Origin of the sequence: Brevibacterium samyangense, assembly GCF_039529845.1 — a bacterium.
Lineage (GTDB): Bacteria > Actinomycetota > Actinomycetes > Actinomycetales > Brevibacteriaceae > Brevibacterium > Brevibacterium samyangense.
Genome location: NZ_BAAANO010000008.1, coordinates 42,976 through 63,832, shown reverse-complemented (window position 1 = coordinate 63,832; position 20,857 = coordinate 42,976). Strand labels below are relative to the sequence as shown.

The following is a 20,857-nucleotide window of genomic DNA, read 5'->3' as shown; positions in this document are numbered from 1 at the left end:
ACGGCGATTCATAGGCTGCACATATCGGTTCCGCGAGAATCCGTATTTCCACCCATCCTCGCGCACCTCTAGCGTGTGGGGAAGAAGGAGCGTGAGAGCGATGGAGCTACGTCATCTGCGGTACTTCGTCGCCGTGGCGGAGGAACGCCACTTCAGTCGCGCCGCCGCCCGTCTGCACATGGCGCAACCTCCCCTGTCGCAGCAGATCAAGCAGCTCGAGGACGAACTCGACACCCAGCTGCTCGCGCGCACCACCCGCCGGGTCGATCTCACCGAGGCCGGCCGCCTCTTCCTCGACCGGGCCCGGGCCATCCTCGCCGAGGTGGACCGCCTCGAGGACGACACCCGCCTCGTCGGTCGCGGGGCCCGCGGTGTCCTCCGGCTCGGCGTCGTCGGTTCGGCCACGTACGGACTCGTGCCCGCGTTGCTGCGCGCCGCCCGCACCGCGCTGCCGGGAGTCCGTCTCCACGTCACGGGCGAGCTCCTCACCCGCTCCGCCACGCGACTCCTCGCCGAGGGGCGCCTCGACGCCGCGCTGCTGCGTCCACCCGCCGGCGGGTTGCCTCCGGAGGAACCGCCCGGCCGAGGCGCCCTCGCCACCCGGCTCGTCTCCCGCGACCCCCTGCGCGTGGCGTTGCCGGCCGACCACCCTCGCCGCCCGTGCGCGGCTCACCCTCGCGGACCTCGCAGCCGAGGACTTCGTCTCCTACCCGGCGGAGTCCGTCGTCCGGGACATCACCGCCGAGGCCGCCCGCCGGGCCGGCTTCACCCCGCACGTCGCGCAGGAGGCCCGGGAGACCGCCACCCTCCTCGCCCTCGTCGCCGCAGGACTGGGCATCGCACTCGTCCCGATCGCGGAGAAGGAGTTCTCCCTCCAGGGGGTCGTGTTCCGCCCGGTCGAGGACGCTCCGGACATCGACCTCGTCCTCGCTCATCGCACCGGTGACGGGCCGACCCCGCTCCTCGACGCGTTCCTCACCGAGGTCGCAGGGCCGCTCGCAGGACTCCGTACCGCTCCGCTGCGCACCGCAGCCCCCGACGCACCCATCGTTCCCCGACCGGAGGAAGCATGACGATCACCCGGATCGACGCGATCCCCTATGCGGCCTCACCCTCCTCGAGGAGCCGTGCGATGCGAAGGAGGCGATGAGCCGCCGGCGTCTCGTCGAGCGCTCCCCCATCCCCGTCGTCGGCGACGAATCGGTCCCGACCGCCCGGGACGCCTCCCGCGAACTGCTGAGCGGCGGCTGCACCGCGATCTGCATCAAGACCGCCCGCAGCGGCTTCACGGAGGCCACCGAGATCCTCGGCCTGTGCACGGGCCTCGGCGTCGACGTCACCATGGGCAATCAGATCGACACCCAGGTCGGCTCGCTCGCGACCGTCACCTTCGGCGCCGCCCAGGAGGCCACGAGCCGGAGGGCGGGCGAACTTTCGAACTTCCTCGACATGGCCGACGACCTCCTCGAGGATCCTCTCGTCATCTCCGAGGGACGGATCCCGGTGCGCGCCGTCCCCGGCGTCGGTGCCGAGATCGACGAGGAGAAACTCGCGCGGTACCGACAGGACTGATCCGCGCCCCTTACGGCTCTCCACACGGACACAGCCGCGCAAACGGAAAGGAAAGACCGTGCTCTTCATGACCCGCATGCAGGTCGAGTTCCCGCCCCACCTCTCGCCCGAGCAGGTCGCCGATCTCCAGGCCAGGGAGAATGGAGTACTCCGGGAACCTCCAGCGGCAGAACACGATCCTCGGGATCTGGCGGATCGTCGGCCAGTACGCGAACCATGCGCTGTTCGACGTCCCCGACAACGACACCCTCCACGAGGTGCTGAGCGGCTTCCCCATGTACCCGTACATGTCGATCACCGTGACGCCACTCGCGAAGCACCCCAACTCGATCCGCTGATCCGTACCGACCCTGTCCACCACCCGCACAACCGCAACGAAGGAGTTCCCGTGACACCCCCGGATCCCACCGCAGCCGCTTCCGGCGCCGCCGGCACCGACCGCTTCCGCACCTCCGGCAAGCTCCACGGCGGCGAGGTCGACCACGAGCGCGTCAACCGCCTCGCGACCCGCGCGGTCACCGCGATCAACGACATCGCCCGCGAGGAACGGATCAGCTACGACGAGTACAACGCGTTCAAGGCGTGGCTCATCAAGGTCGGCGAGGCCGGCGAGTGGCCGCTCTTCCTCGACGTCTGGCTCGAGCACACCGTCGAGGACGTCAACACCGACCACCGCCAGGGCAGCAAGGGTTCGATCGAGGGACCGTACCACGTGCCGGACGCCCCGGCGCAGGACTCCCCCGCGACGATCTCGATGCGGCAGGACGAGAAGGGCACCCCGCTCCTCTTCACAGGCACCATCACCGCGGTCGACGGCACCCCGCTGCCGGACGCGAAGGTCGAGCTCTGGCACGCGGACGAGGACGGACTGTACTCCCAGTTCGCCCCGGACATCCCGGAGTGGAACCTCCGCGGTACGTTCACCGCGGCCGCCGACGGCACCTACGAGATCCACACGATGCGCCCGGCCCCGTACATGATCCCGACCGACGGTGCCTGCGGCCAGCTCATCGCCGCCGCCGGCTCGCACGCCTGGCGTCCGGCGCACCTCCACGTGAAGGTGTCCGCCCCCGGATACCAGCTCCTCACCGCCCAGCTCTACTTCCCCGGCGACGAACACAACGACGACGACGTCGCGACCGCGGTGAAGCCCGAGCTCGTGCTCGACATCCAGCCGGCCGAGAGCGGCACCGGCGAGCAGACGGTGTACGACTTCGTCCTCGACCCGGCCCGAGGCCCTTCGCCCACGGCCGGCCGGGCCGGTGGCCCGCCGGCACCGGAGGCCCGTCCACAACTGCCGAGGCGCCACGGAGTTCGCGACTCCGTGGCGCCTCGGCGCGTCTGCGGCGGAGCTCAGTACTCCTCGGAGGTGCGGGCGAGGAACGAGGCGAGGTGGTCGGTGACGATCTCGGGATGCTCGGCCATCGGGATGTGCGCGGCGTCGGGGACGACGACGAACTCGGAGTTCTCGATCCGCTCGTGGAGTTCCTCCATCGACTCCGGGGTGTTCCCCGGGTCCTGCGCACCGGCCATGAGGAGGGTGGGCACGGTGATCCGGGAGACGGAGTCCCGCAGATCGTAGGACGCGAGGCCCTTGCAGCACTCGATGTACCCGGCGTCGTCGACGTTCCCGAGCATCTCGAGCACGATCGGGCCGGCGGCGTTGTCCTCGTCGATGAACCCGGCGGCGAACCACCGATCGACGGTGTCGGGGATGAGCCCGCGGGTGCCGTACTTCCGGACCTCCTCGATCCGCTGGTCCCAGCGTTCGGCACCGCCGAAGAAGTCGCCGCACGCGACCGCGGTGACGCTGTGGAGACGCTCGGGGGCGATCGTCGCGAGGGTGAGCGCGGTCGCGCCGGAGATCGAGACACCGGCGTAGTGGAACCGCTCGGCACCGAGCTCGTCGGCGATCTCGAGGACACCGCGGGCGATGGACTCGAGGGTCACGTCCGTGAGGAGCGGGGAGGCGCCGTGGCCGGGGAGATCGTAGGTGACGACGCGGTAGTCGTCCGCGAGGCGATACGCCACACCGGCCCACAGGCCCTGGACGGTGCCGAGGGAATTGCCGAGGATCAGGACGGGTGCGGTCGGGTCGGCATCGTTGATGACGGTGTACGCGAGAGTCGACATGCGCTCACTCTAACGGCGTGGACCCGCACTCCGCGTGCACCCGGCGTGACGAACGGGTGAAGAGAGGCTGCGGCCGGGCACCGCACCGGACGGACCGCCGGGTCGCGACCGGGAACATGTCCGGGTCGAAGGCTCATGCGAGCAGCACGAGGCTCACGGCCATGACCGCCATCCCCGCGAGCAGTCCGTACATCGACCAGCGGTGTGTACTCATCCGCTGCGCGGTCGGCAGGAGCTGGTCGAACGAGAGGAACACCATGACTCCGGCGACCGCCGCGAGCACCATCCCGAGACTCGTCGGGGTGATGAACGGCGCGAGGAGCAGATAGCCGATGACCGCACCCGCCGGTTCGGCGAGGCCGGAGAGGAACGACAGCCCGAGCGCCTTGCGCTTCGAACCGGTCGCGTGGTGGATGGGGACCGCGACCGCGATCCCCTCCGGGATGTTGTGCACCGCGATCGCGACGACGATGGGGATCGCGACCGCCGCGTCCTGGAGACTCGTGAGGAAGGTGGCGAAACCCTCGGGGAAATTGTGGAGGGCGAGCGCGAATGCGGTGAACATGCCGGTGCGCAGGAGCGCCCGGCGGTGCGGATCGTGCCCGGAGTGCGGGGAGGGTGCCGGGGTGCGGGGCGCCTCGGCGGCGGCATCCGGGGCCCGTCCCCCGGCCATCTGCGGGTGCGGGTCCATCCGGGCCGGGACGAGCCGGTCGATGACGGCGGTCGCGAGGATACCCGCGAAGAACGCGGCGACGGCGAGAGCGGTCGCGGTGCGCGGCCCGTGGGTCTCGCCGATCGTGACGATGCCCTGCGGCAGGATCTCGACGAAGGACACGTAGACCATGACGCCGGCGGAGAAGCCGAGGGCGGTGCCGAGGAAGACTCCGGAGCGGCGGCGTTCGGCGGGAACGAGGACCGCCGCGAGCCCGCCGAGGCCGGTGGCGAGCCCCGCACCCAGGGTGAGGAGGAAGGCCACGGCGAGGGAGTTCATGGAAGTAGTTCTCCCACACCCGTGTGTCCCGGACAAGTCCACATGTGCGCACGTGCGCAACTGTGGAAGTGCTGGTGAAGGGCTCAGTCCGCGGCCCGTACCCGTGCGAGGAAGAGCGCGTGCACCGCGGTGTCGCCGGTGATCTCGGGATGGAAGGTCGCGGCGAGGACGTCCCCCTGTCGCACGAGAACGGGCCGCCCGGCGTGCCGCGCGAGGATCTCGACGCCGTCACCGACCCGCACGATCTGCGGCGCCCGGATGAACGCGGACCGGACGGTGCGTCGCCCGGCCCCACCCGCGGCAGCACCGTCCGGGTCGGCGGCGTCCTCGAGGGCGAGGTCCGCGAGGAACGACTCCCGCTGCGCCCCGTAGGCGTTGCGCCGGGCCGTGATGTCGAGCGCCGGCGCGCGGGTGAACCCGGCGAGCGCCTCGGCCTCCTCGGTGTCCTCGACCTCGTTCGCGAGCAGGATGAGGCCCGCGCAGGTGCCGAGGAGCGGGAGGGTCCCCGAGGCGTGCCGGGCGGCGATCGCCTCGAACATCCCGACGCCGGCGCCGAGGCGCGCCATGGCCGTGCTCTCCCCGCCTGGCATGACGAGTCCTGCGAGGCCCTCGAGGTGTGCGGGCCGGGTGACGGTGCGGGTGCGCGCGCCGAGCGTCGCGAGCACCGCGGCGTGCTCGGAGACCGCACCCTGGAGGGCGAGGACACCGATGAGCGGTGGCGTCACGGCGTGGCTCACCACCCGCGGTCGGCGAGGCGGTGGGGTGCGGGCAGATCCGCGACGTTGATCCCGACCATCGCCTCCCCGAGCCCGCGGGACACCCGGGCGATGAGAGCCGCGTCCGTGAAGTGGGTCGTCGACTCGACGATCGCCTTCGCCCGCTGCTCGGGGTTCCCCGACTTGAAGATGCCGGAGCCCACGAACACGCCGTCGGCGCCGAGCTGCATCATCATCGCGGCGTCCGCCGGGGTCGCGATGCCACCGGCGACGAAGAGGACGACCGGCAACCGCCCCTCCCGCGCCACCTGCTTCACGAGCGCGTACGGGGCCTGCAACTCCTTCGCGGCGACGAAGAGCTCGTCGTCGGACTTCGCACCGAGTGCCCGGATCTCCCCCGTGATCGTCCGCAGGTGCTTCATCGCCTCGGACACGTCACCGGTGCCGGCCTCGCCCTTCGAACGGATCATCGACGCGCCCTCGGTGATGCGCCGCAGGGCTTCACCGAGGTTCGTCGCCCCGCACACGAACGGCACCTCGAACCCGGTCTTGTCGATGTGGTTCACGTAGTCCGCCGGTGACAGCACCTCGGACTCGTCGATGTAGTCGACGCCGAGTGCCTCGAGCACCTGCGCCTCGACGAAGTGCCCGATCCGCGCCTTCGCCATGACGGGGATCGACACGGCCTCGATGATCCCGTCGATGAGGTCCGGGTCGCTCATCCGGGCGACCCCGCCCTGGGCACGGATGTCGGCCGGCACGCGTTCGAGTGCCATGACGGCGACGGCGCCCGCGGCCTCCGCGATGCGCGCCTGCTCCGCATCGACGACGTCCATGATGACGCCGCCCTTGAGCATGCGGGCGAGGCCGGCGCCGAGGAGCGCACGCTCGTCCCGGGTGGGGCCGGACGGGGATGCGGTGGTGGGTGCGGTGGGGTCCGCGGGAGTGGTCATGGTGGCTCCGGGTTCTTCGGTCGGGATGTCGTGGGAGTTCGTCCTACGGGGAAGTACCCCGCGAGCGGATGCGTTTCAGACTACGAAGCGATGTGGCCCTGCGCGAGGACCAGAAGGTGACGACTTCAGTGGGCCAGATGTGATGGAATGCCCTCATGTCCCTCCGCGACCTCCACCTCGACCTCGACCGTGACGCAGTCCTTCCCCTCCCGGCCCAGATCGCCGCGGCCGTCCGCGCCGCGGTCCGTGCCGGTACCCTCGTCCCCGGGGACCGACTGCCGGGCAGCCGTACGCTCGCCGACCACCTCGGCCTCGCCCGCGGTACCGTCGAGACCGCGTACGAGCAGCTCCGCACCGAGGGGTACCTCGTGTCCCGCCCGCGCGGTGGCACCTACCTCGACCCCGACCTCCCGGCCTCGGCCCTTCGCGCACTCCCGGATCCCGGACACGTCGCCCCCGCACGCACCGGGCCTCCCGTCCGCATCGACCTCCGCCCCGGTGCCGGCAGCCGGCCCATCACCGCCGAATCCCGGTTCCGGGCAGCGTGGCGCGCCGCCCTCGACCTGCCGAGCGACACCGCCGACCCGAACGGGATTCCGCGCCTGCGCTGGGCGATCTCGGAACATCTCCGCCTCATGCGGGGCATCACCGTCGACCCCGACCACATCCTCGTGACCGGGGGTTCCCGCGACGGCCTCGCGCTCGCGCTCCGGGCTCTCGCCTCCCCCGCACAGACCCTCACCGTCGCCGTCGAGGACCCCGGGTTCCCCGGCCTGCGCCGGACTCTCGACGAGGTCACGGTCCTCCCGGTCCCCGTCGACGAGCACGGCATGTCCGTGGAGGCCCTCGACGCCCTCGCAGCGGCCGGCGAGAGGATCTCCGCGCTTCTCCTCACCCCCAATCACCAGTTCCCGCACGGCACCACGATGCCGGCGGGCCGACGGGCGGCACTCCTCGCGTGGGCCCGGACGCACGGAACCGTCGTCCTCGAGGACGACTACGACAGCGAGGCCCGCTACGCCGGACCCCTCGTGCCCCCGATGTGGGAGAGCGCCCCCGACACCGTCGTCCACATCGGCACCTTCTCGACGGTCCTCACCCGGGAGGTGTCGACCGGGTACGTCGTGGCCACGGGGCACCTCGGTGCCCGGATGCGCCGACTGCGGGCCGCCTCGGGTGCGGCCACTCCCCTGCTCGTGCAGAAGGCCGTCGCCGAGTACCTCGCGAGCGGGGGCCTGCGGGCCCGGATCGCCCGTGGCAGGAGGCGGATGCGCGCGGCGGAACGGGTCGCCGCGGGGTTCCGGGACCTGCCGGGACTCGTCGAGGCGGGCCGGTCCCTCGTCGTCGAGATGCCGGCCGAACGCGCGCGTGCCGTCCGTGCCGCGCTCGCGGAATCCGGGGTGCGGGTCGGGGACCTCTCCGAGGGATGGTCCGGGCGCGCCCGACGCCACGGCATCGTCATCGCCCACCCCGCGGCCGAGCCGGCGGAACTGCGTACGGTGCTCGAACGACTCCGCGCCCTCCTCACGGGGTGAGGAGGGCGCGGAGGAGAAGCGGGACCCGTCAGCGGGTACGGCGGGCGACGGCCTCGGCACGCCAGGCCCACATCACGAGGACGACGGTCTCGAGGAGCAGGAGCGTCACGCCCGCGGTGACGGTGAAGTCCTGCGGCGCGACGAGCGCGAGCGCCGGGATGCCGAGGGTCGCCGGGATCCCGAACCACCCGAGGCCGATGAGGGCCGGGGCGATGGCCGCGTGCCCGGCCTTCCACGCGGTGTCCGAGTGCATGAGAGCGCTCAGGCGCATCCCGAACCACCGATTGCGTTCGAGGGTGCCCGCCCGTGCCCGGTAGCCCATGATCAGGCACGTGAGTGCGATGAGGATCTGTGCACCCGCGAGCACGAGGATCGCCGAGAGGGTCGACGTCACGGGACGGAGATCTCTCCCATGTCGTCCCAGGAGTCGCCCTCGACCTTGCGGGAGACGATCTTCGGTGTCGCGAGCAGGTACTGCGGGAAGTCACCCTGCATCTGCTTGAAGTGGTCCGAGTTCACATGCGCGCCGGCGGCCTCGTCGTCGGCGAAGCCCTCGACGAGCACGTACTCGTTCGGGTCCTCGAGGCTCTTCGACCAGTCGAACCAGAGGTTGCCCGGCTCGGCCCGGGTCGCCTCGGTGAAGGGGCGGGCGAGCTCGGGCCACTGGGAGACGAATTCGTCCTTGACACGGAATTTCACGACGATGAAGTACATGGCTCAACCGTAACCGAATCGGGAGTGCGCGGGCGTGTCAGAACGACCCGGTCATCCGGTCGATCTCCGTGAGCCGCTTGTTCGCCTTCCTGAGCCGGCGCGAGAGCAGGAAGATCCGGACGCTGCCGGCGATCCCGGCGATGAGGAGGCCGCCGATCGCGGCGATGAGCATCGCGACGCCGAGCGGCAACTGGAAGTGCCACCCGAAGTAGTGGAACGTCGCCGGGACGTTGTTCTGGATGATGAAGACGAGGAGTGCGACGAGCACGAGCGCACCGACGATGAGGGACACCCAGACGCCGGCGGAGACGCCGCCGTTGTCCTTCACCGGTCCCGAGTCCCCGGTGCGGGAGCTGCGGTCGACCGCCGACCGCTCGGTCGTCGCCGGCGCCACGTCACCCGCGGTCTGCCCGCCGGCCTCGGGGGCGATGAGCTCGGGCGGGAGATCGGCCGAGGTGAGGGGATTCTGGTCCGGGGAACCGTGCTGCGGAGTCGCCATAGGCCCATAGTGGCACGTGTCGGGGCACATGGGGAGGGCCCAAAAGGGAAAACCCCGATTCCACGAACGGAATCGGGGTTTCCACCTCGAGAACGCACCCCACGGTCACGGGATCGGACCGCAGGTGCGCACCGGGATCACTTCACGAGCGTGTCGATGATCCCGTTGAAGGTCGCCGAGGGGCGCATGACGGCGGTGGTCTTCGCCTCGTCGGGGTTGTAGTACCCACCGAGGTCGACGGGGGAACCCTGGACGGCCGCGAGCTCCTCGACGATCGTCGCCTCGTTCTCCCGCAGGGCAGCGGCAACCGGCGCGAACGCAGCGGCGAGTTCAGCGTCCGCGGTCTGCTTCGCGAGCTCCTCGGCCCAGAAGAGCGTGAGGTAGAAGTGCGAACCGCGGTTGTCGATCTCCCCGACCTTGCGCGAGGGGGACTTGTTCTCGGTGAGGAAGGTCTCCGTCGCGTCGTCGAGGGTGTCCGCGAGGACACCGGCGCGGGCGTTGTCCTCCGCGTTGAGGAAGTGGCGGAAGGACTCGGCGATCGCGAAGAACTCACCCAGCGAGTCCCAGCGGAGGTGGTTCTCCTCGACGAGCTGCTGCACGTGCTTGGGAGCGGAACCGCCTGCACCGGTCTCGAAGAGGCCACCGCCGGCGATGAGCGGGACGACGGAGAGCATCTTCGCGGAGGTACCGAGCTCGAGGATCGGGAACAGGTCCGTGTTGTAGTCACGGAGCACGTTGCCGGTCACGGAGATCGTGTCGAGACCCTCGCGGGCGCGCGCGAGCGAGAACGAGGTCGCCTCGGACGGGTTCATCACGTGGATGTCGAGGCCCTCGGTGTCGTGGTCGGCGAGGTACTTCTCCACCTTCGCGATGAGGTTGCGGTCGTGCGCACGGGTCTCGTCGAGCCAGAACACGGCCGGGGTCTCCGAGAGACGGGCCCGGGTGACGGCGAGCTTCACCCAGTCCTGGACCGGGATGTCCTTCGTCTGGCAGGCACGCCAGATGTCGCCGGCCTCGACCTCGTGGGACATGAGGACCTCACCGGCGCCGCCCACGACCTCGACGGTGCCGGCCTCGGGGATCTCGAAGGTCTTGTCGTGGGAGCCGTACTCCTCGGCCTTCTGCGCCATGAGGCCGACGTTCGGCACGGTGCCCATGGTGGTCGGGTCGAGTGCGCCGTTCTTCTTGCAGTCGTCGATCGCGGCCTGGTACACACCCGCGTACGAGGAGTCGGGGATGACGGCGAGCGTGTCCGCCTCCTGCCCGTCCGGGCCCCACATCTTGCCGCCGATGCGGATCATCGCCGGCATCGAGGCGTCGACGATGACGTCGGAGGGCACGTGGAGGTTCGTGATGCCCTTGTCGGAGTTCACCATCGCGAGGGCCGGGCCCTCGGCGAGCGCGGCGTCGAACGCCGCCTTGATCTCGTCACCGTTCGGCAGTTCCGACAGGCCGGCGAGGATGCCGCCGAGGCCGTCGTTCGCGGACAGGCCGGCCGCGGCGAGGTCGTCGCCGTACTTCGCGAAGACGTCCGCGAAGTACGCCTTGACGACGTGGCCGAAGATGATCGGGTCGGAGACCTTCATCATCGTGGCCTTGAGGTGGACCGAGAAGAGGACGCCCTGCTTCTTCGCCTCGGCGACCTGCGCGGCGAGGAACTCGTCGAGCTTCTTCGCCGAGAGGAAGGTGCCGTCGAGGATCTCACCGGCGAGGACGGGCACCTGCTTGAGCTCGGTGGTGCCGCCCGCGGTGACGAGGCGGATGGTGGCGACGTCGTCCTGCTCGAACACGACGGACTGCTCGTTCGAGCGGAAGTCGTTCTCGCCCATCGTGGCGACGTTCGTCTTCGAATCGGCGGACCACTCGCCCATCGAGTGCGGGTGCGCCTTCGCGTAGTTCTTCACGGCCTTCGGCGCGCGGCGGTCGGAGTTGCCCTCGCGCAGCACGGGGTTCACGGCCGAACCCTTGACCTTGTCGTAGCGGGCGCGGACGTCCTTCTCCTCGTCCGTCTGCGGATCCTCCGGGTAGTCGGGGAGCGCGTAGCCCTGCGACTGCAGCTCGGCGATCGCGGCCTTGAGCTGCGGCACGGATGCGGAGATGTTCGGGAGCTTGATGATGTTCGCCTCGGGCGTCTTCGCGAGGTCACCGAGCTCGGAGAGGGCGTCGGCGATGCGCTGCTCCTCGGTGAGATGCTCGGGGAACAGGGCGATGATGCGGCCTGCGAGCGAGATATCGCGGGTCTCGACCTCGACACCGGCGGTCGTCGCGAAGGCCTCGATGACGGGCTTGAGCGAATAGGTCGCCAGAAGAGGCGCTTCGTCGGTGCGGGTGTAGATGATCTTTGCCATGCGGGGGACATCTCCAGATCGGTTCGGGGGTCTTTCCGTGGGCCAGTCTAACCAGCGGCACCCCGGCGCAGGCATCCGACGGGCGCCTCCGTCCCACCGACAACTCCGTCCGGCGGGCGGGGACCTAGGATGGTCCTTCGGTCGAGGGATGGAACCGGAGCGAAAGGGCGTGGGTCGGTGGCGAAACTGTACTTCCGGTACGGGGCGATGAATTCGGGGAAGTCGACCGCACTCCTCCAGGCGGGCTTCAACTACGAGGAACGCGGTCAACGCGTGCTCCTCGCCAAGCCGCGGATCGACCTCAAAGGTGACGACGAGATCGTCTCCCGCCTCGGGATGACCCGCCGGGCCGACGTCCTCATCGATCCCGACGACGACGTCGAGGCGCTCTTCGCGGACGCGGCCGCCCGCATCGACCACGACTCCCTCCTCGAGGACCTCCACCTGCCGGTCCCGCCCGTCGCGTGCCTCCTCGTCGACGAGGCCCAGTTCCTCACCCGCACGCAGGTCGACGGCCTCATGCGGATCGCCGTCACGACGAACGTCCCCGTCATGGCCTACGGGATCCGCACGGACTTCCGGACCGCCGCGTTCCCCGGCTCGGCCCGCCTCCTCGAGATCGCCCACTCCCTCGAGGAACTCAAGACGATCTGCCGGTGCGGCCGGAAGGCGATGTTCAACGGCCGGAAGGTCGGCCGCGAGTTCGTCTTCACCGGCGACCAGGTCGCGATCGACGGGATGGCGGTCTCGTACGAGTCCCTGTGCCCGACCTGCTATCTCGAGGAGTCCGGCGGCCGCCTCGGCTGACCGGATCCCCACCACCGCATCCACCACCGCTGCCACCCGCCACGACTCATCCGTGGAGACTTCCGCATGACCGCACTCGTCCTCGTGCTCGCCGGCGCCACCGCCGCGGGACTGCTCAGCCGCCTCCTGCGGGTGCCCCCGCTCGCCGGATATCTCGCCGCCGGGTTCTGCCTCGGATTCGCGGGGATCGAGGGGTTCCCCGGACTCGACACCGTCGCGGACATCGGGGTGACACTCCTCCTCTTCACGATCGGCCTCAAGTTCGACGCCCGCACGCTCCTGCGCCCGCAGACCTGGGGCACAGCGACCGCGCACATGGTCGTCCTCACCGCAGTCGGTACCGGCTTCATGGGCCTCCTCGCCGGCATCGGGCTCGTCACCGCCGGTGACGGGCTCACCTCCTTCGCTCTCGTCGCGTTCGCCCTGTCGTTCTCCTCCACGGTGCTCGTCGTCAAGATCCTCGAGGGTCGCTCGGACGACGGTGCCTATTACGGCCAGACGGCGATCGGCATCCTCGTCGTGCAGGACCTCGCCGCGGTCGTGGTCATCTCCGCCTCCCGCGGAGAGCCCCCGAGCCCCTGGGCCCTCGCACTCGTCGGTCTCGTCCCGGCGGCCTGGCTGCTGCGCCGGATCCTCGCCCGCATCGACCAGACCGAGCTCCTCGTCCTCCTCGGAGTGACGCTCGCTCTCGGCCCCGGGTACTGGCTGTTCGACCTCGTGGGGCTCAAGGGCGACCTCGGTGCGCTCGTCCTCGGCCTCCTCCTCGCCGGGGCGGAGGGCTCGAACCGCCTCGGGAAGGCGATGTTCGGCCTCAAAGAACTGTTCCTCGTCGCCTTCTTCCTCTCGATCGGGATCGAGGTCCTGCCGTCCGGCGGGGACGTTCTCACCGCCGTCGCCCTCGTCGTCGTTCTCGTCCCGGTGAACATCGCGGTGTTCGTCGCACTCGGGCGCGCGTTCGGGCTGCGGAACCGGACCGCGGTGCTCTCGGGACTCGCCCTCGGCAACTTCTCGGAGTTCTCGATCATCGTCGTCGCCGTCGGTGTCGAGGCCGGCCTCCTCGGCGAGCGCTGGCTCGTCGTCGTCGCGGTCGCCGTCGCACTGTCGATGGTCGTCTCCTCGCTCGTCAACGGCCGCGGGCTGCCGCTCACGCAGTGGATCGCGGGACGCCTGCCCGAACGCGACCGTGACCGCATCACCCCCGAGGACCGTCCGGTCGACACCGGCGACGCCGAGGTGCTCGTCCTCGGGATGGGACGCATGGGGCACGCCGCCTACGACCGGTTCCGCGACACCCACGGGATGCGGGTGATGGGTATCGACAACGACATGGCCGTCACCCGGCGCCTCGCCGCGGACGGGTACCGGATCCTCGAGGGGGACGCGACGGAGCTCGAGTTCTGGCACCGCATCACGACCGCGCGGACGGTGCACACCGTGGTGCTCGCGATGGCGCAGCACGACTCGAACGTCTACGCGCTCGAGCGGCTGCGCGATTCCGGGTTCTCCGGCCGGCTCGCCGTCGTCGTCCGCACGGGCGAGCAGGAGCGCCATTTCCGGCGGGTCGGCGTCCACGCGGTGTACAACCTCTACGAGGGTGCAGGCATCACGCTCGCGGACGCCGCGGTCGGCGAGGACGGGGACCCCACGTTCTCACCGCATGACTGATCCCGCACCATGCCGCCCACGCGGGGATGCCGGGTGCGAGGCGCCTGCACACACCGAACTCGCGTGATGCTGCTCACATATTTCACCGCCTGCTCTGCAACAATGGGTGCATGGACGCGGACATCGGGGTTTCCGGTCACATCAGCGGTCTGTGGCAGGCACTGGGCTGTCGCACGGACGACACCGCGCTGCTCTCGGCGATGCTCGCGGTCGGAGAACCCCCGGTCGACGACACGACCGGTCGCAGCGACTGGATGTTCGTGAACTCGGGTATCTCCTTCGACCTCACGGGCGGGATCCTCCACGCGGTCGACATCCACCTCGTCTACGACCGGACGAGCGGATTCAACGGCGTCACGGTCCCCTCCTGGCTCGTCGACGACTGGCACGAACGCCCCGACCGGGACACCGTCCGGCAGACCTTCGCCCGGATCTGCGGCTCCCGCCCCTCGAGCCTCGATCTCGCCGGCCCGCGCGTCTCCCCCACCGGGTCCACCGGCGACGTCTTCGAATCCGACACCGTCGCCGTCTCCGTCGTCTACGACCGGCGCGGCCGGGCGATGTCGATCCTCCTCGGCCACCTCGGCTGAGGCCCCATCCCCTGCTCGCCGAGGCGCCCCGAGCCCGGGTGCCCCGCGGCGCCTCGGCAGGCCCTCCCGCCGTCCGTGACGTCCCTCACAGCTGTGCGAGACTTTCCCCATGAGCGAAGCACTCGAAGCCATCAGGACCGGTTATTCCTTCCCCGCGGGCACGGCGATCGTCCTCGGTTCCGCGATCGAGGCGGACGCGCCCGTCCCCGAGGTCCCCGTCGCACTGCCACTCGCCATGCTCAACCGGCACGGCCTCGTCGCCGGGGCCACGGGTACCGGCAAGACCGTCACTCTCCAGGTGCTCGCCCAGGCGCTCTCGAACGCGGGGGTCCCCGTGTTCGCCGCGGACATGAAGGGCGATCTGTCCGGGATGGCGACGGCCGGTGAGCCCTCGGAGAAACTCCTTGCACGGACGGAGGCGAACGGTCAGGCCTGGGAGGCGAAGGCGAGCCCCGTCGAGTTCTACGCGCTCGGCGGCGAGGGCACCGGCATCCCGCTGCGCGCCACCGTCACCTCGTTCGGCCCGCTCCTCCTGTCGAAGGTCCTCGATCTCAACGAGACCCAGGAATCGGTCCTCGGGCTGCTCTTCCACTACGCGGACTCCGCGGGCCTCGCGCTCCTCGACCTCGCGGATCTCAGGGCCGTGCTCACCTTCCTCGACTCGGACGAGGGCAAGGAGGACCTCCGGGCGATCGGTGGGGTGAGCAGCGCCTCGGTCGGCGTCATCCTCCGGAAGATCGCGAACCTCGAGGCGCAGGGAGCGGACGTCTTCTTCGGCGAACCCGAGTTCGACATCGCGGACCTCCTGCGGACCGCCGAGGACGGGCGCGGCATCGTCTCGATGCTCGAACTGCCCGCCGTCCAGGACCGTCCGGCGCTCTTCTCGACCTTCCTCATGTGGCTGCTCGCGGAGCTCTTCGAGAACCTCCCCGAGGTCGGGGACCCTGAGAAACCGAAGCTCGTCTTCTTCTTCGACGAGGCCCACCTGCTGTTCGACGGCGCTTCGAAGGCGTTCCTCGACTCCGTCGCGCAGACCGTCCGGCTCATCCGGTCGAAGGGCGTCGGGATCTTCTTCGTCACCCAGTCCCCCTCCGACGTGCCCGACGAGGTCCTCGCCCAGCTCGGCGCCCGCATCCAGCACCAGTTGCGGGCCCACACCCCGAAGGACGCGAAGGCTCTCAGGGCCACGGTCCAGACCTTCCCGACCTCGCCGTACGACCTCGAGGAACTCATCTCCACCCTCGGCACGGGTGAGGCGATCGTCACCGTCATCGATCCCGACGGTTCCCCCACCCCGGTTGCGCCGACGCGGGTGTACGCCCCCACCTCGACGATGGGACCGACGGACGCCGCGGCGATGGAGGCCGCGGTGAAGGAGTCCGATCGCTGGGCCGTCTACGGCGAACCGATCGACCGCGAGTCCGCCCGGGAGATCCTCACCGCCCGCCTCGAGAGGGCGAGCGAGGACGCGGCCGCTTCCGCGGAGACCGAGAACGCCGAGGCGCCGGCGGACTCCGCGAACCGCGTGCCGCTCCCCGAGTCCGCCGGGCGGTCCGAGGCGCCCACCGGTTCACGGGGCAGGAGCCGGGGCCGGAAGGAGAGGAGCGTCATCGAACAGGTCGTGACGAGTTCCGCGTTCAAGCAGTTCACGCGGACTGCGGCCCGGGAGATCGCCCGTGGCATCTTCGGCACCGGCCGCAGGCGTCGCTGAGCACCGCCTCTCGCCCGAGGGACCGGCTCCGGGCGTGCCGAAAGGCGGTCTCCCGGCCCGGTGCCGGTCCGTGATCTCACCGGTGGGCGGCGAGTGACTCGAGCGTGCGCCGGGCGAGGTCCGTGTCCGCGGGCCGGAACGCGTGGACGCACGCGAGCCGCAGACGGGTCGCGGCGCGGTAGGCGGACAGCCGCGCGGCGTCGAGGTGCAGGTCACCGATCACGCCGAGCACCGCGGTGATCGCACCCTCAGCCGCGGCCGCGTCCCACAGACCCTGACCGACCCGGAAACGCAGGTGCTCGACGAGGTTCGCGACGTCGAGCTCGGGTTCCGCGAGGGCGGCGGTGTCGAAGTCGAGGATGCCGACCGTGAGCGGTCCGGTGCCGCCCTCCGTGTGACATTCCGTGCCGCCGTCGACGAGGATCTGTCCGTCGTGGAGGTCGCGATGGGCGAGGACGAGCGCACCATCCGCGCTCCGTGTTCCCTGTCCCCGGCCTCCCCGTGGGGTGCCGAGTCCGCGGATCACGCGGTCGCGCGCCGCGCGGATCTCCGCGGCGTACTCCCCCACCCAGGCCGCGGGGGCGAAGTCGAGGAGGTGCCGGGTCCAGGTGTCGACGACCCGGATCTCGTCTTCGGGTCCGTGCACCGGAACACCCCGGAGTGCGCACGACGCCACATCACCGGTGACGAGGCCCGGCCAGCGCCGGGCCCACTCCTCGAACGCCGGGACGAGCGTGCCGTGCATCCGCGCGAAGGCCTCGGGAGAGTGCCCGGCGAGCGGTGCGAAGGTGACGGTCTCCGGGGTGTGGTCGAGCACCTCGGGGGCGGCGAAACCGGCGGCACGGGCACGGGTCGCCATCCGGGCCGACACCTCGGCGACCTCGATACCCCTGCCTGCGCGCAGGTGTTTGACGAAACCCGCGGAGGTCCGGACGACGGCGCGGCGCCCCGCCCGGTGGACGAGGACCTCGTCCCCGGACTCCACGTGGAAGGTCGGGAGTTTCGGGTCGATGCCCGGTTCGAGCCACACGGCGTCCGCCGGGCCGACGGGACCGGTGCGCGGCCGCGGCAGGTCCTCGGTGTCCATGGGTGTCGCTGCCGCGGCGACGACGGCCGGGGTCCGCTCGACGGCCGGAGTCCGGGCGGGAGCCGGTACGACGCCCGCCCGCACCCGGCCCGCGTCGTCGATGCCCTCGAGCACGCGGGTGCCCTTCTTCCCGGGCCAGGAACGTCGGATTCTCATGAGCACTCCTCAATGAACACGGAGACGGGTCGGGGTGAGAGCCAGGGCATCGGCGAGGTGGAGGCGGTCGAGGATCCGCGCCTCGAATGCGGGATCGAGGTCGCGGAAGGGTTCGAGCGCGCGGAGGAGGACGTGGAACGCCGCCCATGCGCGGACCTTCCCGGGGGTGGGCCCGTCGTACGCCTCGGCGAGCGCACCGGCACGGGCGCTTCCGCGTCCGGCGAGGAGCTCGACCGCGAGGAAGCACCCGAGGTCGTAGCCGGCCGGGCCGAGGCGCAGACGGTCGAAGTCGATGAGGGTCGGGTCGTCCGGAGCTCCGAGAACCTGATCGGCGGAGAAGTCGCCGTGGAGCACCACCGGGGCGCGGGCCGGTCCGTCCCCGTCGGTGAAGTCCGGAGCCACGGATCCGAGGACCCGACCGACGACCGCGTCGAAGTCGTCGACGAGCCGGGGCGCCGCGGACCCGAGCGTCCGCCGCACCGCTTCGAGTGCACGGCTCGCGTCCTCACCGGAGTACGTGGGCAGGGTGAACTCGCGGAGATCGGCGCGGTGCAGGCCCGTGAGTGCCTCCGCGACGGGTGTGGCGTCCGCGGAGCGGTCAGCGAGTGCGCCGTGCTCCGCGGCGAACCTCTCCGCGAGGTCGCCGCCGGGCACGTGGACGACCGCCATCGTGTGGTCGTCGACGGTCCTCGGGGCCGGAGTCGGGACACCGGCGGCGCGCAGGGCGAGGAGCATCGGGACCGTCACCGGCGGCGGGGTCACCCAGGTGCGGTGCACCTCCGGGGCACCGTCCGCGGTTCTCACCGCACGGACGAGCCGCCGCAGCGGGTTGTAGTTGAGCACCGTGACGGTCGCCGTGGCGTTCCGGTCGGCGCCGCCCGCCGCTCCGCGGAGGACGGGCCCGAGGCGCGGGTCGGCAACGATCGGTCCTGTCACGAGCGAACCCCGACCGAATGCAGCGGGCACGGGCGCCCGTCCGAGGTCGTGTCCGGCCGCGCGCCGCAGCAGGTTCCTCTCCTTGACCGCGAGCTCCGGGGTGTACGAGGCGACCCACCGCGGTGCCTCACCGGGCACCGTGAGTCGGCCGACGAGGGACTGGCCGGGTTTGAAACGTACGTGGTCGACGCGTGCGCCGGAGCCGAAGGCCTCCTCGGCGAATCCGGGGGTGAGCAGGGCGCGCAGGGCGGGGATCCAGGTCATCGGGTACCTCCCGGGGTCGAGGACGTGGTCGCGTCGGAGCGTGCGGCGCCGGCGCGCGGGAGTGCGATCGGTTGCGTGGGCAGGTCCTTCGGCATCGCCACGGGGCCTGCGACACCGGCCGCACGGACGGCACCTCCCGACACTGCTGCACCTCCCGACACGACGGCACCGCCCGACACAGGAGTGCCTGTGTCCGGCGACCCGGTGTCCTGCGATCCACCCTCCTGGGCGCCGACCCACCGGGCGAACGCGGAATCCGGATCACGGAGCAGCGCTTCGGGGGTCCCGTCGAGCTGCACCCGGCCGTGCTCGATCCACACGACCCGGTCGGCGGCGAGCGCCGTGGCGGCGTCGTGCGTGATCGCGAGGGTCGTGCGGCCCGTCGTGAGGTGGTCGATCGCCTCGAGGACGGAGGCAGCAGAGTCGGGATCGAGGCCCGTCGTCGCCTCGTCGAGGAGGACGACCGCGGAGTTCCGCAGGAGTGCCCGGGCCACCGCGATGCGCTGGCGCTGTCCGCCCGAGAGAGTACCGCCGCGTTCCCCGACGAGGGTCTCGTACCCCCCGGGCAGTTCGCTCACGAAATCGTGGGCGCACGCCCGGCGGGCGGCGTCCTCGACCTCGGTGTCCGTGGCGTCGAGGCGCCCGTACCGGATGTTCTCGCGGATCGAACCGCTGAACAGGACGGTGTCCTGCGGGACGACCGCGACGTGGCGCCGCAACGAGTCGAGCGTGACGTTCCGGACGTCGAGGCCGTCGAGTTCGACGTTCCCCTCGATGGGATCGAGCAGCCGGGGCACGAGCTGCCCGAGCGTGGACTTGCCCGCTCCCGAGGGTCCGACGATCGCGAGTTTCTGGCCGGCCGGGACGTCGAGGTCGAGGTTGCGCAGCACGGGGACGACGGGGCCGCCGTCCTCGGTCCGGTATCCGGCGGTGACGCCACGGAAGGAGAGTGCGCCCCGCGACCACGTGAGGTCACGGGCCAGCGGGTAGTCGGCGATCTCGACGGGCACCTCGAGGAGGTCCGCAACCCGTTCCCCGCTCGCGAGGGCGCGGGCGATCCGCCCGGTGTACTTCGCGAGGTCCCGCAGGGGCTTCATCGTCGTCTTGAGATAGGTGAGGAAGAGGACGAGATCACCGGGGGTCATCGCTCCCTCGAGCACCCGCCAGCCTCCGCCGACGAGCACGAGAGCGGTGGCGACGCCGACGATGACGTCGGTGCGCCGTTCGAGCGCGGCGGCGAGGCGTTTCGAGCGCACACCGTCGCGCAGTGTCGTCGCATTGGCCCCGCCGAACCGCTCGGCGACGACCGGCTCGAGCGCATAGGTGTGGACGACGTGGATGGCACCGAGCGCCTCGTGCGCGGTGTTCGCGAGTCTCCCCTCACCAGCGCGGGTCTTCCGGGAGGCCTGGGTGATGCGGTCGGTCGTGCCCCGCGAGGACAACCAGTACACGGCGCATGCGAGGTACACGACACACGCGAGCAACGGGTCGATCACCACCATGACGATCGCCATGACGAACAGCGTGAGGAGATTCGCGAGGAGCGGCAGTCCGGCGGTGGTCGCGACCTCCTGGAGCTTGTTCACATCGCTCACGAGGCGCTGGACGACATCGCCCTTGCGGCTGCGGGCGTGGAAACCGTCCGAGAGCGCCTGGACGTGCTCGAACACGTGTGTCCGCAGTCGTGTGGCGATCCGGGAACCGGCGAGCGAGAAGAGGACCGTCGCGGTGAAGTTCGCGAGCGCCCGCAGGCCGACGATCGCGACGAGCGCGGCACCGGCGACGACGAGGAGCGTGAGTGTCGGGGCGAACGCGCCCGGGACGTGGGCGCCGAGCGAGGCGGTCACCGCGTCGACGACGAACTTCGTCGGCCAGGGTTCGAGGACGCGGAAGGCGACCTCGAGGAGGAGGACGAGCGCCCCTCCGCCCATGAGCGGCCAGTCCCGGCCGATGTGCGGCCGGAGGATGCCGAGCGTGCGGCGGACCGGTCCGGGCTGCCGAGGCGCCGGCTGTGCGGTCCCGGGTGCCGCGGTGTCCGTCACCGTGGTGTCGGGCGTCGTGGTCATGCGTCCTCCCCTTCCAGGATGCGGTCGGTGGCGCGGGCCCAGGAGTGCCGCGCCTCGGCGAGGTCACGGGCGGCCCGGGCCATCGCGACCCGGCGCTGCGGGTCCGCCTCGAGG

17 protein-coding genes and 4 pseudogenes are annotated in these 20,857 nt (G+C 70.9%); 10 read left to right on the top strand and 11 right to left on the bottom strand.

Annotated elements, in window-relative coordinates; genetic code table 11:
* Window positions 1–100 precede the first annotated feature (100 nt).
* From ABD172_RS04295 to catA, 5 genes and pseudogenes are all read left to right on the top strand, one after another.
* Window positions 101–592, top strand: a pseudogene (locus tag ABD172_RS04295) (LysR family transcriptional regulator); the annotation flags it as partial.
* A gap of 121 nt (window positions 593–713) precedes the next feature.
* A pseudogene (locus tag ABD172_RS04290) lies at window positions 714–1,073 on the top strand (LysR substrate-binding domain-containing protein); the annotation flags it as partial.
* A gap of 31 nt (window positions 1,074–1,104) precedes the next feature.
* Window positions 1,105–1,572, top strand: a pseudogene (locus ABD172_RS04285) (enolase C-terminal domain-like protein); the annotation flags it as partial.
* A 140-nt stretch (window positions 1,573–1,712) separates the two neighbouring features.
* A complete protein-coding gene (locus ABD172_RS04280; RefSeq protein WP_344307266.1) occupies window positions 1,713–1,910 on the top strand; it encodes a muconolactone Delta-isomerase family protein in 198 nt (65 codons plus the stop codon).
* A 50-nt stretch (window positions 1,911–1,960) separates the two neighbouring features.
* Window positions 1,961–2,803: pseudogene (gene catA / locus ABD172_RS04275) on the top strand (catechol 1,2-dioxygenase); the annotation flags it as partial.
* Between the two features lie 122 nt (window positions 2,804–2,925).
* Here catA and ABD172_RS04270 read toward each other — a convergent pair.
* The 4 genes from ABD172_RS04270 to pdxS form a co-directional block, all read right to left on the bottom strand.
* Entirely contained in the window at window positions 2,926–3,705 is a 780-nt protein-coding gene (locus tag ABD172_RS04270; protein ID WP_344307264.1) for an alpha/beta fold hydrolase, read from the bottom strand.
* A gap of 133 nt (window positions 3,706–3,838) precedes the next feature.
* Window positions 3,839–4,696, bottom strand: coding sequence for a zinc transporter ZupT (gene zupT, locus ABD172_RS04265; RefSeq protein ID WP_344307262.1), 858 nt, complete (start codon window positions 4,694–4,696; stop codon window positions 3,839–3,841).
* A gap of 83 nt (window positions 4,697–4,779) precedes the next feature.
* Window positions 4,780–5,421, bottom strand: a complete 642-nt coding sequence (gene pdxT, locus ABD172_RS04260) for a pyridoxal 5'-phosphate synthase glutaminase subunit PdxT (RefSeq protein ID WP_344307260.1) — start codon at window positions 5,419–5,421, stop codon at window positions 4,780–4,782.
* An 8-nt stretch (window positions 5,422–5,429) separates the two neighbouring features.
* Window positions 5,430–6,269 (bottom strand): pyridoxal 5'-phosphate synthase lyase subunit PdxS, encoded by an 840-nt coding sequence (gene pdxS, locus ABD172_RS04255; RefSeq protein WP_344307551.1) that lies wholly within the window; start codon window positions 6,267–6,269, stop codon window positions 5,430–5,432.
* A gap of 251 nt (window positions 6,270–6,520) precedes the next feature.
* Here pdxS and pdxR point away from each other — a divergent pair, with 251 nt between their 5' ends.
* Window positions 6,521–7,900: a MocR-like pyridoxine biosynthesis transcription factor PdxR gene (pdxR, locus tag ABD172_RS04250; protein WP_344307258.1), complete on the top strand. Its 1,380-nt coding sequence runs from the start codon at window positions 6,521–6,523 to the stop codon at window positions 7,898–7,900.
* Between the two features lie 28 nt (window positions 7,901–7,928).
* Here the strand turns inward: pdxR and ABD172_RS04245 are convergent, their stop codons facing one another.
* The 4 genes from ABD172_RS04245 to ABD172_RS04230 all read right to left on the bottom strand — a co-directional run bounded on the left by ABD172_RS04245 (window position 7,929) and on the right by ABD172_RS04230 (window position 11,461).
* Window positions 7,929–8,294 (bottom strand): SdpI family protein, encoded by a 366-nt coding sequence (locus ABD172_RS04245; protein ID WP_344307256.1) that lies wholly within the window; start codon window positions 8,292–8,294, stop codon window positions 7,929–7,931.
* Window positions 8,291–8,614, bottom strand: a complete 324-nt coding sequence (locus ABD172_RS04240) for a putative quinol monooxygenase (protein WP_344307254.1) — start codon at window positions 8,612–8,614, stop codon at window positions 8,291–8,293. Before ABD172_RS04240 ends, ABD172_RS04245 begins: the two co-directional genes overlap by 4 nt.
* A gap of 37 nt (window positions 8,615–8,651) precedes the next feature.
* The gene (locus ABD172_RS04235; RefSeq protein ID WP_344307252.1) at window positions 8,652–9,113 is read right to left on the bottom strand and encodes a LapA family protein; all 462 of its coding nucleotides are present in this window, start codon (window positions 9,111–9,113) and stop codon (window positions 8,652–8,654) included.
* Between the two features lie 137 nt (window positions 9,114–9,250).
* Complete coding sequence (locus ABD172_RS04230; protein ID WP_344307250.1) at window positions 9,251–11,461, bottom strand: NADP-dependent isocitrate dehydrogenase; 2,211 nt, start codon at window positions 11,459–11,461, stop codon at window positions 9,251–9,253.
* 177 nt (window positions 11,462–11,638) lie between these two features.
* On the opposite strand from ABD172_RS04230, the gene ABD172_RS04225 reads away from it, so the two are divergent.
* The 4 genes from ABD172_RS04225 to ABD172_RS04210 all read left to right on the top strand — a co-directional run bounded on the left by ABD172_RS04225 (window position 11,639) and on the right by ABD172_RS04210 (window position 16,234).
* Entirely contained in the window at window positions 11,639–12,268 is a 630-nt protein-coding gene (locus tag ABD172_RS04225; protein ID WP_344307248.1) for a thymidine kinase, read from the top strand.
* A gap of 66 nt (window positions 12,269–12,334) precedes the next feature.
* On the top strand, window positions 12,335–13,933 hold the full coding sequence (locus tag ABD172_RS04220; RefSeq protein WP_344307246.1) for a cation:proton antiporter domain-containing protein: 1,599 nt from the start codon (window positions 12,335–12,337) through the stop codon (window positions 13,931–13,933).
* A gap of 110 nt (window positions 13,934–14,043) precedes the next feature.
* Window positions 14,044–14,523 (top strand): hypothetical protein, encoded by a 480-nt coding sequence (locus ABD172_RS04215; RefSeq protein WP_344307245.1) that lies wholly within the window; start codon window positions 14,044–14,046, stop codon window positions 14,521–14,523.
* A gap of 109 nt (window positions 14,524–14,632) precedes the next feature.
* A complete protein-coding gene (locus ABD172_RS04210; RefSeq protein ID WP_344307243.1) occupies window positions 14,633–16,234 on the top strand; it encodes a helicase HerA-like domain-containing protein in 1,602 nt (533 codons plus the stop codon).
* A gap of 76 nt (window positions 16,235–16,310) precedes the next feature.
* Here ABD172_RS04210 and ABD172_RS04205 read toward each other — a convergent pair whose 3' ends face one another.
* The 3 genes from ABD172_RS04205 to ABD172_RS04195 are packed head-to-tail and all read right to left on the bottom strand — an operon-like array spanning window position 16,311 to window position 20,743.
* Window positions 16,311–17,477, bottom strand: a complete 1,167-nt coding sequence (locus ABD172_RS04205; RefSeq protein ID WP_344307241.1) for an aminoglycoside phosphotransferase family protein — start codon at window positions 17,475–17,477, stop codon at window positions 16,311–16,313.
* A 9-nt stretch (window positions 17,478–17,486) separates the two neighbouring features.
* Complete coding sequence (locus tag ABD172_RS04200; protein WP_344307239.1) at window positions 17,487–18,677, bottom strand: phosphotransferase family protein; 1,191 nt, start codon at window positions 18,675–18,677, stop codon at window positions 17,487–17,489.
* Complete coding sequence (locus ABD172_RS04195) at window positions 18,674–20,743, bottom strand: ABC transporter ATP-binding protein (protein WP_344307237.1); 2,070 nt, start codon at window positions 20,741–20,743, stop codon at window positions 18,674–18,676. Before ABD172_RS04195 ends, ABD172_RS04200 begins: the two co-directional genes overlap by 4 nt.
* Window positions 20,744–20,857 lie beyond the last annotated feature (114 nt).